This window comes from Pseudoalteromonas sp. APC 3358 (assembly GCF_030408075.1).
GTDB classification, from domain to species: domain Bacteria; phylum Pseudomonadota; class Gammaproteobacteria; order Enterobacterales; family Alteromonadaceae; genus Pseudoalteromonas; species Pseudoalteromonas arctica.
The window spans coordinates 183955-195687 of record NZ_JASDCE010000004.1 but is presented as its reverse complement, the minus strand read 5'-3'; the positions used below and the strand labels follow the sequence as shown (position 1 = coordinate 195687).

Annotated in this window: 8 protein-coding genes; 6 read left to right on the top strand and 2 right to left on the bottom strand. The window is 36.0% G+C overall.

The window, feature by feature from the left end; all coding sequences use genetic code 11:
• Positions 1–76: 76 nt before the first annotated feature.
• The 3 genes from QL995_RS08180 to QL995_RS08170 all read left to right on the top strand — a co-directional run bounded on the left by QL995_RS08180 (position 77) and on the right by QL995_RS08170 (position 5154).
• On the top strand, positions 77–3025 hold the full coding sequence (locus QL995_RS08180) for a COR domain-containing protein (protein ID WP_290293951.1): 2949 nt from the start codon (positions 77–79) through the stop codon (positions 3023–3025).
• Positions 3026–3202: 177 nt separating this feature from the next.
• A complete protein-coding gene (locus QL995_RS08175; protein WP_101162764.1) occupies positions 3203–3610 on the top strand; it encodes a hypothetical protein in 408 nt (135 codons plus the stop codon).
• A gap of 293 nt (positions 3611–3903) precedes the next feature.
• On the top strand, positions 3904–5154 hold the full coding sequence (locus QL995_RS08170) for a sodium:proton antiporter (protein WP_024590868.1): 1251 nt from the start codon (positions 3904–3906) through the stop codon (positions 5152–5154).
• A 75-nt stretch (positions 5155–5229) separates the two neighbouring features.
• Here the strand turns inward: QL995_RS08170 and QL995_RS08165 are convergent, their stop codons facing one another.
• Positions 5230–5778, bottom strand: coding sequence for a hypothetical protein (locus tag QL995_RS08165; protein WP_290293950.1), 549 nt, complete (start codon positions 5776–5778; stop codon positions 5230–5232).
• A 379-nt stretch (positions 5779–6157) separates the two neighbouring features.
• Between QL995_RS08165 and QL995_RS08160 the strand changes: the two genes are divergently transcribed.
• The 3 genes from QL995_RS08160 to QL995_RS08150 all read left to right on the top strand — a co-directional run bounded on the left by QL995_RS08160 (position 6158) and on the right by QL995_RS08150 (position 9605).
• Positions 6158–6565 (top strand): hypothetical protein, encoded by a 408-nt coding sequence (locus tag QL995_RS08160; protein ID WP_169044871.1) that lies wholly within the window; start codon positions 6158–6160, stop codon positions 6563–6565.
• A gap of 557 nt (positions 6566–7122) precedes the next feature.
• On the top strand, positions 7123–8421 hold the full coding sequence (locus QL995_RS08155) for a porin (protein WP_010553489.1): 1299 nt from the start codon (positions 7123–7125) through the stop codon (positions 8419–8421).
• A gap of 257 nt (positions 8422–8678) precedes the next feature.
• Entirely contained in the window at positions 8679–9605 is a 927-nt protein-coding gene (locus QL995_RS08150; protein ID WP_024609352.1) for a LysR substrate-binding domain-containing protein, read from the top strand.
• A 116-nt stretch (positions 9606–9721) separates the two neighbouring features.
• On the opposite strand, the gene QL995_RS08145 is transcribed toward QL995_RS08150, so the two are convergent.
• Positions 9722–11407 (bottom strand): BCCT family transporter, encoded by a 1686-nt coding sequence (locus QL995_RS08145; protein WP_197150803.1) that lies wholly within the window; start codon positions 11405–11407, stop codon positions 9722–9724.
• Positions 11408–11733: the final 326 nt, after the last annotated feature.

Here is an 11733-nt window from a genome sequence, read left to right as displayed (position 1 = left end):
GTAATTATTTAGCCTAATAGTTTCTTTTTACTTGTTCTGATATATTCAAAATATGAAAACTAGGGACAGCAGAGATATGCCCAATAAATCAAATACCAAAGAAGATCTACCTAAAATTAAAAACGACCTTTTACCTTTAGTAAGAGATTTACTGCAATTAAGTGATTCAGTAAAAGTCTTTGATTATGGGCACCATCGTTCTCCTAACGATAAAGGCGGTGCCTTTTCAGTTAATGATAAAGGGGAACTTACTAGTTTAGTATTAAAACCCATAGAAGAGAGCAATGTAGACTGGAAGCTTATCTTAAAATGCAAATATCTACAGGCATTACATTTAGAGGGTTTTAATTTAGGTCATGTACCAGAAGAAGTTTTAACCATTACCGAGTTAACTAACTTAAGACTTATTAATCTACAAATAAAAGAAATACCAGAAAATATTTGCAATTTAACGTCATTAGAATCTTTAGATGTTTCTAATAATGAAATATTTGAATTACCAAATCTAATAAATCTAAAAAATTTGAAAGGTTTAACTTTAGGAAAAAACAAATTTTCTATTTTCCCTAAAGTAATTTTCAATTTGGTAAACTTAAGACAATTAAATTTAAATACTAATTGTATTGAATTAATCCCTTCGGATATAGCTTATCTGAAAAATCTGACTGTATTGGATGTAAGCTTTAATCGCTTATCAGCATTACCTACTGAAGTTTTTGAATTAAAAAAATTAATTATTTTAGAGGCTAATCATAACAGTATAAATTTTATACCCGAAGTAACGAAAAGTAATGCGATGTTAGAATTTTTAAATTTTTCAAATAATAGGATTGAAAAGTTACCAGACAGTTTATTAAAATTAGAAAGTCTGTTTATGTTTGATATTGAAGATAACTCATTGCCTATCCCAGATCTTTCTTTTCACGACCTTGAACCTAGTGAAAAAATACAAACATTATTAGCTATCCAAAACAGTAAATCATCCCCGTTGAAACAGGCAAAGGTTTTAGTTGTTGGTGATGAGAGGGTGGGTAAAACATCTATTATAAATAGGATGCTTGGTAACCAACATAATGAGAATCAAACTTCTACACAGGGTATTGATATATCAAGTTTAGATTTTAACGAATACAAAGCTCATATTTGGGATTTTGCAGGGCAAGAGCTTACCCATCAAACACATCAGTTTTTTTTGACCGAACGCAGCCTATACATTTATGTGATAGATGCTCAAAAAGAAGATAACCAAGCCAGAGATTTACACTGGTTTAATACAATTAAAAGCTACAGTGAAAACTCCCCGATAATTGTAGTAGTGAATCATTGCGACCAAAATTTAAACTATCAGTTTGATCTTCAAAGGTATCAAAATACTTTTCAAGTGGTAGATGTAATTTATACAAGTGCGTGTAATTTAAATTCTCTGTCCGAGGACGTTAAACACAAAATAGGCGATTCAATAGATAAGTTAAATCAGTCTATTTCAAGACAGATACCAAAACTACCTGGTATTGAGAGGCAGATACCTGAAAGTTGGCACATTGTAAAAAGTGCAATGGAAACATTTAAAGAAACACATAACGTTATTGAAAAAAACATTTATGAGAATGAGTGTCAAAAAGCAGGTGTATTGGGTTCTCCTCTACAAACGGCGTTACTTAAGATTTTGAATAGCATTGGAACTGTTATTGCGTATCCTAATGATTTTAGACTGAAACTTACACAAATATTAAAGCCTGAATGGGTGACAAACGCAGTTTATAAAATAGTCAGAAGCCCCGCCAAAAATCCCGGGCTATATACCGAGGAAGCCATAAGTGAAATTTTAAAAGAAGGTTATTCACATCCCCAGCAGCAATGGCTTATTGATTTATTAATTAAGTTCGAATTAGGCTTTCGTTTATCATCAAGCTCTGACTTGTTAATACCAATGAGACTTCCTTCTGTAATGCCTGAATTTGACAAAATGCGTTATAAACAAGGATTAAATATAAGGTTTAATTACCATAGGGTTGGTTTATTAAAATCAAATGTATTACCTCAACTTATAGTCCGAATGCATTCATATGTTGACGAGAACACAACTAAGTATTGGAGGCATGGACTATTTTTGGCCCACGGTGAATGCCAAGGTGTAATTATTTCGGATGAACCCAATCAATGTATCGATGTTTATTTATCAACAAGAGATGAAGATGCGAGAGCATTATTGCAATGGCTGCGATCAAATTTAAAAAAGATAGAACATTCACAAATACAAGCAAATGAGAATAATGCACTCCCTTACAAAGAAGAGATAACGATCTATGGTAATAACTTTATAACGCCTATAGGTTATGTGGCTTACGAAAAAGTTGAACGTGCTCATAAAAAAGGAAAAAAGACTATTGAAGTTGAAGTCAATTATCCTGAAACTGGGGAGGTTGATGATATTGATGTTGAAGTAGCTCAACTACTTGGGTTATATAAAACACCTGAGCTTTCTTACAGTATCCAGAGCTTAAGTCATGTCATTATAAACGTTCTTCTTAGACTTACTGACTTTAGATCTAAAATAATGAATGAAAAAGAAGACGATATAAATGATAGGTTGAGAGAATCTCTTATTTCGAGTGGTTATTCTATAAAAGATCAGTCAAGGGGTGGTTTCAGTGGTAGTGGAGTGGGTGTGGGTGAACGTGATTTAGTCATGATGAATCAATTTGGTCAACAAGCTACACTTATAGAAGCCATGTGCTTGAACAGTGTAGTAAAAAAGACAATTAAAACTCACTATGACAAGCTTATAAATAACTATAATACACAAGGTAACCCATTCGACTTTTTAATCACCTATGCAAAAGTTAATAATTTCGATAGTTTTTGGGACAAATATCAGAAAAATTTTGATGGCTTTAGAGATCTAACTCGTATGTACACAGATAAGTCAGTACTTAAAGTGGGGCACAATTATGTTGATATGGATGGAAGTACGGAAGGTAGAATAATAGTCCATATTGTAATCAACTTTGGTGTTAAACCATAGACGTTATGATTGTATTGCGTAAAGCGAGCAACAGCTTTATGCAATGCATTAGACTAAAGTCTATAGGTTAGATTTATTCACTTATTAGGTTTGTTTTAATCGTTTGTCGGTTTTGTGTTAATTCTCTAAAGTTCAGTTGTCGGCAACAAGCACGGCTTAACCAACAGGACTACGACCATGAAACTTACTCTTATCAAAACTATCGCTCTTAGCTCACTACTTACATGTTCAGCTGCTGCAATGGCTGAGCAAAGTGATTACAAATTAATGGTTATTGAAACTGCAACAGCGCCACAGCCACTTGAGCAATCATTTAATAGCTGCGCACTGAATGTTAAGTCAAAAAATTACGCTGAGGCTGAAGCAATTTGTACTAAAGCAATTGCGCTTTTAAAAGATGCAGATGGCCCTAAATTTAAAGTACGCCAACTTACATCGTTTGCATTAAGCAACCGTGGTGTTGCACGTTTAAAAGCGAACAACGACACTGCTGGCCTTGCTGATTTATACGAAGCAAACCAAATGTCTACAAGTACAATGGTATCGCACAACTTAACTCGCGCTAAAGAAGAGCTTTCTTTATAAGCACTTTATAAACGCTTTTATAAAGTGCTTACCAAAAGCATGTTATAAAATAGCGAGAGTAAAAAAAACCATGTTAGGTTAATTCCTAACATGGTTTTTTTTTGTTTTATTTAACGCGTGAGTTAATACTTTAAATACGTTAACAGAGTAGGGTGTGTATTTATAATTAATATTTTGGGTATGCTTGTTTAGGCTACACGAATATAATGCGAGATAACCGTATAAAAATAATAACCCTTCTGCTTTGCTTATTTTGAGCAAGGTATCATTAAATAAATATTGAGATTTAAACCATGGCACCAGGAACCAGCCTAAGCGTACTTGAAATAAGTGCGATATTTTTATCAATTACCGCGTTACTCACCTATGTAAACCATCGCTTTATTGGCTTGCCAACAACCATTGGCGTTATGGTTATTTCGATGCTTTTATCTATCGGCGCTATATTTTTGGGCTTTTTAGGGTTTGATGATCTTATAGATTACGAAGTGAGCTTGCTCGATCAGTTAGATTTTACTGAAGTTTTGCTCGATGGCATGCTCTCTATGCTGCTGTTTGCTGGGGCGCTACATGTAAATGTTAGCGATTTAAGGCGCTATAAATTGCCAATAGGTATTTTGGCCTGTGTTGGTACGTTGTTATCTACGGTTATTATTGCCGGTGCGCTTTATTTAGTACTTCCTTTGCTTGGTTTTGATTTAGCGTTTATTTGGTGTTTACTGTTTGGCGCATTAATTTCGCCAACCGATCCTATTGCGGTAATGGGTATTTTACAATCTGCGGGTGCGCCTAAAAGTATTGAAACCGTGATTGCGGGTGAATCGTTGTTTAACGATGGTATAGGCGTGGTTATTTTTGTGCTTTTATTGGGTGTTTTATCAAGTGGTGATATTCCTACAACTTATTATGTAGCACACACGCTGGCGGTTGAAGCCGGTGGCGGTATTGTTTTTGGTTTGGTATTAGGTGGTATTTTATATTACTTACTTAAAAGTATTGATAGTTACCAAGAAGAAGTACTCCTTACTTTAGCGGGCGTTATTGGTGGTTATGCACTGGCTAGCCATTGGCATTTGTCGGGCCCACTTGCAATGGTAATGATGGGGCTAATGGTGGGCAATCATGGTCGTAGTATGGCTATGAGCGACAAAACACGCCATTACGTTGATTTATTTTGGGAGCTGATTGACGAAATTTTAAATGCCATTTTATTTGTACTCATAGGGCTTGAAGTCGTCATGATTGCATTTTCGAGTAATTTATTTATTGCTGGTGGCTTAACTATTTTAATAGCGTTACTCGCACGTTTAATTGTTGTGGGTATAACAACCACTACATTTAATAAGCAATTAGAGTTGCCATCTGGTGCGTGGAAAGTTTTAACCTGGGGTGGCTTGCGTGGTGGTATTTCGGTTGCACTGGTATTGCAACTACCTGATGGGAACGAGCGCGATATTTTATTAGCTCTCACTTATGCGGTTGTAGTGTTTTCTATTTTAATTCAGGGTTTGAGTATTGGTAAAGTAGCCAAAACTATCCGTTAAATATAATTTTTTAAAAAGCGTGTGAAATAGCTGTATTTCACACGCTTTTTATTTTTCTTATAAAACAAAAGGGAGTTAAAACGTAAAACTGAGCTGCACACCGCTGTAAATATGTTCTTGTGCTTCCCAGTAGTCGCCATCTATTTGGCGTGCTCGAGTAAATACTTCTATTTTAAATGGCTTAAAGTGATAACCCGCACCTATACCTGCGTAGCCGTCTATGTCGTTGTTCGATTTTTCTATTTGGTAGGTGTTATCGCCTCTATCGTTTTTAAAGGCGAGTTCGAACAGATCTAAGCCAAGCTCGGCGTATATAAAAAAGTCATTAAAATAACCAAGCTTCATGCCATTGTCCCACGTTATAAATTCTTCTTGCTCGCCTTGTTTATTATTGATTACTGCCGCGCCAATTGCGCTTGTAATAACAACACCAAAGTTACTGTAATTTTGTTTGACCATCATTTCTACACCCGCAGATGTAATGCTGCTATCGCCATTAAATTCTGATTTTATAAACATACTGGTGTTAGGCATGTCATTACCGAGCAAAAGCCTTGCGTTAGCATTTTGGCTAAATGATAAAAGCGTGCTTAATAAAACAAAAAGAGGAAGTGTGTGTTTCAAAAAAGTTAATCCATTAATGATGAAAAGTTACCAGAGGCGTAATTATAAATACATAACTTAGTATTGCATGTAATTAAATGTATAAATTTGTTTGATTGTTACTCAGCTATGCCAAAGCAAGGTGCTTAAAATAAAACCGACTAAATAAAAGCATAAATAATTATATGTATTTTAAAATGCAAAGTAGCGATTTTAGGCACGTAATATGGTGTGTAAGTTGTTTAAATATATAGAAAAAACTCAAGCGTATTAGACTAAGGTCTATAGGTTAATTTTTCTCACTTATTAGGTTTGTTTTAATCGTTTGTCGGGGTTGTGGTAATTCACTAAAGTTCAGTTGTCGGCAACAAGCACGGCTTAACTAATCAGGAATATGACCATGAAACTTACACTTATCAAAACTATCGCTCTTAGCTCACTATTAACATGTTCAGCTGCTGCAATGGCTGATGAAAGTGATTACAAATTAATGGTTATTGAAACTGCAACAGCGCCACAGCCACTTGAGCAATCATTTAATAGCTGCGCACTAAATGTTAAGTCAAAAAATTATGCGCAAGCCGAAGCAATTTGTACTAAAGCAATCGCACTTTTAAAAGACGCAGATGGCCCTAAATTTAAAGTACGCCAACTTACGTCATTCGCATTAAGCAACCGTGGTGTTGCACGTTTAAAAGCGCATAACGATACAGCTGCACTTGCTGATTTATATGAAGCATCAAAATTGTCTAACAGCTCAATGGTATCGCACAACTTAACTCGCGCTAAAGAAGAGTTATCGTTATAAAAAACCTTTATAACGCGTTTTATAAAGCGCTTACTAAAGCATGATATAAAATAGCGAGAGTAAAAAGCCGATGTTGGGTTAAACCCTAACATCGGCTTTTTCGTGTTTATAGCATTGATAAAATGCATTACATACATCATCACAATATAAAAGTAACACTCCTCATATAACGCCCAGCATCCCTTGTGTTTTAAATCTGTGCACTTATAGCCTCGCTTAGAATTAATTGATGATTAATTCTCATGGTGACCTATCAAAAAAGTAGTTTGTTTGTTGCTGAAATGTTAAGCAGAATTTGAGAGCTAATTTTAATAAATAATAAATGTGGTTAATAATTATTAGTCATATTTAATATACCGAAAAACATCTGTTTTTATTAGCATTATTGCTTTTACGCGGTTGGTTTTAACGTGTGATTAGGCTTACTTTTTAATGGAATTATTGTTTTTTTTGTAATTGTATTATTGCCTGTTTACGTGAATACAAAGCTAAAAGTAATAAAAAAACGAGTAATGCTACACATAATAAAACATCAACACGGCACACAAGGACACACAATGAGAGCTTTTAAACTATCGGCTTTAGCCGTTGCTATGGGGGTTGTTACCTGTAGTGCTAATGCAAGCGATGATCTAGACACAGTTAAACAGCAATTAAGCGAATTACAGCAACAGGTTGAAAATTTACAGCTTAAGCTTGCAAACGCCAATAAAAATGAAATAAATGCCATAAAACGCAATACTGAAAAACTATCAAATAGTGGCGAAGCGCAAGATGTTGTAGCTGAGCAAAAAGCAGGAGGAATAAAAGTAGGTGGGGCTGTTCGTACTAACTACAGTTATACGTCGTACGAGGATGGCAGTAAAAACAGAGGTGGGGATTTTGATTTTGATATTTTTAGGATAAATTTTACAGGCGATGTAGGTGGTGTAAAACTAAATGCCGAGATCCGTTTTTTTGATTATATGACCGCAGTTAAATATGCTTATGCAGCATATGATTTTGCTGACATTTGGCAAGTACAAGCCGGTATTACAAAGGTACCATTTGGTAATTGGCCTTATAATTCGCACAGCTATTTTTTTAGTACTAATTACTACATTGGGCTCGAGGATGACCACGATTTAGGGGTGATATTTAAACGTAAAATAGCAGATAACTGGCAGCTTGATTTAGGCTTTTTTAAAAATGATGAGCTAGGTGGCATAGATGGCTATGTTGATAACCGTAGTGATCGTTATTCATATGATGTAGTGGGTTTTAGGGGCGCACAGGAGGGGACATACGCAGAGCTTGATAATCCACTTGCTGAATATAATACATTTTCCGCGCGTTATGGCTATCATATTGAACACGATAAAGGGAAGACTGAGGTTGGCTTTTCTGCTTTAAGTGGTGGATTACATGATGGTGTAGACAGAGCGGGTGATTATTATGCGTGGGCAGTGCATGTGAATAGTAATTTAGGGCCGTGGAATTTACAGTTTCAACATGGCGAATACAATTACGATATAGAAAACGCAAACACCATGGCTGTAGGTGCGTACTCGTTTTATGACAGTATTGCTGCTGAGGCCACTACAACCAATGCAAATATTGCTTACAACTTACCTGTAAAATGGGGGCCTGTAACCGCTTTGCAGTTTTATAATGATTACGGAGTAATTTACGATAAATCTGATAGCAGTGCAGATACTTGGATGAACGTAACAGGGTTTTCAGTTGCTGCCGGTGGATTGTTCACCTATTTTGACTTAGTACACGCTAAAAACCAGCCGTTTGTTGGTGGCTCAATTGCTGGTGACAGCGATGAAACTGAGCGCCGTTTTAATATTAATATTGGTTATTATTTTTAAAAAAGAAGAGCATAAGCTTTGCTTGAAATAAGTTTATGCTCTTATATTACTTTTTATAATCGGTTACAGTGAATTAGTCTATTTGAGATGATAGGTTGCTGGCAATCGACTTGGTAGAAAAACTCAAGCGAACAATGAGTTGACCACAACAATTACCTGCAAATTACTCACCTTAATTTATACCTTATAAACGTGTATGTATTCTCAAATTGGTTGGTCAGTCGTTTCTATTGAGTAGAGACAAAGTAGGAAGCTATATGAAAATTAATCCGTTACCGCCGTTAAATAGTTTAGTGGCATTTGAAGCGTCTGCACGACATTCAAGCTTCACTATTGCTGCAAAAGAGTTAAATGTGACGCAAGGGGCAATTAGCCGTCAAATTCGACAATTAGAAGAGTACTTAGGTAAGGCTATTTTTATTAGAGCAAGCCGAAGTATTCATTTAACACCAACGGGGCTTCAATATTATCAGGCAATCAGCCGCTCTTTAGTTGATATTGCAGATATAACTGGGCAAGTTAAAAAATGGCAAGGTGATAAAAAAATAACTGTAGCAACAACAAATGCCATGGCTTCGTTATGGTTGTTACCTAAAGTCGCCGAGTTTCAAAATTTACACGATGATATTGATTTGCGTATTTTAGCCTCCGATAACGAGATTGATTTAAACCGCTTGGAGTGTGATCTCGCTTTATTTTACTGCAGAACCCAACCTGCCAATATGAATATAACAACGTTGTTTTGCGAAGAAGTTTTTCCGGTGTGTAGCCCTTCTTATTTAGAAAAAATAGGCAGTCCAACTAAACCGGAAGATATTTTTACTAAAACAATTTTACACCTAGATGAAACACAAATGGGCTGGGTTAACTGGGAAGAGTGGTTTGCGGGTGTTGGGCTTGAGCAACTTGAGCCAAGAAACCGTATAAATATTAATAACTACCCAATGCTTTTACAAGCTTCAATTAACGGTCAAGGCATTGCATTAGCGTGGGGGTCACTAGTTGATGAATACTTACAAAGTGGAGTATTGATCCGGCCAACAGAACATGTACTTACTACAGGTTCTAAGTTTTCTATGATAGAACCTAATAATCGTGGTCGTATGCCAACAAGCGTTAAGCACTTTAGAGAATGGTTGTTACAACAAATTCCAGATGAGGTAGGTGAACGAGGACTCGTTTAATTACCCTCTGTTGCAAGGTTAGAATTTGGCGTTTAGATTCTGATATTTAATAGTATGAATGCGCTGCCTTAGAAGCAAACCTAAGAGCAGCGCGTATTTTTTGATCATTTAGCAGATTAGTTGATTGTATTAGTATGCTTTATTGGTTCATCGAGTTGATCTTTACCAGGGCGAACATGTTGTGGAAGCATTGCCCAAGGTTTTGGCTCGCGTCGAATGCTATAAAATAGCGTTACACCCATCATTAAAATAAAAATCGAGATAGGAAAACCAATAATAATGGAGGCAAATTTAATTGCTTGTAATCCACCTGCATAAATTAATACCCATGAAATTACCGCAATTGCAACTCCCCATAAGACACGTATGGATTTAGGTGGTTCTGTATCGCCTGCGGCATCAAGTATGCACAGGACTAACGTTCCTGAATCTGCAGAGGTGATAAAGTAAGTTGCGAGCAATATACACGCTAGAATACTGAGTATCGTCCCTAATAAACCTTCATCTAAGTTATTAAATAATGTAAACAGTGCGCGCGTGCTGTCTTCTTTTGTGGCCTTAAGGACTGTTCCACCTATAAATACATCTTGCTTAATTACTTGCTCTGAATTGCTTACTTGAGCTGCAACGTTATTTTTTTCAAAGGCGTTTCGCTCGTCTTGCTCTATTTTTAATGCACTGCCACCAAATACAGATAACCAAATAAATGCAATGGCTGTCGGTGCTATCAGTGCACCGCCTATAAGTTCACGAATTGTGCGACCTTTAGATATACGCGCAATAAACATGCCTACAAATGGCGCCCAGGTCATCCACCATGGCCAGTAAAAGCTAGTCCACGAACTTTGCCAATTGGTGTCTTTTTGTGTGTCGGTCCATAATCCCATTTGCACAATATTTTGAAGATAGTTACCAGTGCTTTCGAAAAAAATATTAAAGATGTATCGAGTAGGTCCAATCGCTAAAACAATTAATACTAATAATAGAGAAAGCAGCATATTCCACTGCGATAATAAACGAATACCTCGGCCAACCCCTGAAAGCACTGAGCCAACAGCGATGGTACATAATGTAACAATTAAAATAGTTTGTGTTGTTAGGCTTATATCAATACCAAAAGTTTGTTGTAATCCGGAGTTTATTTGTATAACACCGAGGCTTAAAGTTTGGGCTATACCAAAGGCAGTTACAGCAACGGTAATAATATCGGCAATATGACCAATTGGGCCGTAAATACGTTCCCCTACGATAGGATATAAAATAGATCTAAAAGTGAATGGTAAGCCTTTACGATAAGAAAAGTAAGAGAGGGCTAGTGCGACAATAACAAAAAGTGACCATGGATGAAGACCCCAATGATAAAAAGTTAGCTGCATTGACATTGAGGCTGATTCGTCGGTTAACCCTTCGGTAAATGGATTATCTGCGTAATGCCACATAGGCTCTGCGACTGACCAAAAAACTAAACCTATTCCCATCCCGCCTGAAAACAACATTGAAATCCAAGCCCAAAAACTAAATTCGGGCTTGTCGTTATCGTTTTCGCTTAATCTAATATGGCCATAACGACTAACCATAAGATAAATCAAAAAGGCGACCACGAGCGAAACTAAGCCAATAGAAAACCACTTCATATTATAAAGTAAGAAAGTAGCGAGAGTTTCAAAGTAGTGACCTGCTTTATTAGCGAGTATCACAATAAATAAAATGAAGGCGATTAAAATTACTTTGGAAGCAATGGTAACCGTGGGGTTGAGTCCTTTAAAAATTCCGGACTTAGCTCTTATTGTGGAGTGTGTCATGTGTTGTCCTGTGAGTGTGTGTGTTTTTATTGCTTTTTGTTAAATAGTGTTTGAAAACTAGAAAATTTACCACCTCATTACAAATTATAAATTCTCATCAATCCATGAGTTTTAGTTATGCATGAGGTTTAGTGCTATTACTCTAAAGCCTTTTAAAAAGTTAAGTTCAACAATTATGCATGATAAAAACTCATCGATAGGTAGCGCAAAAATCGTTTGTTTAGTGCGCTGTTGTTAATCAAAATCAAGTCAGTTGATAACAAAATGTAGTTATGACCTGAGAGTTTAATTTAAATAAAAACGCTTAATTTGTTTTTCTTAAATTA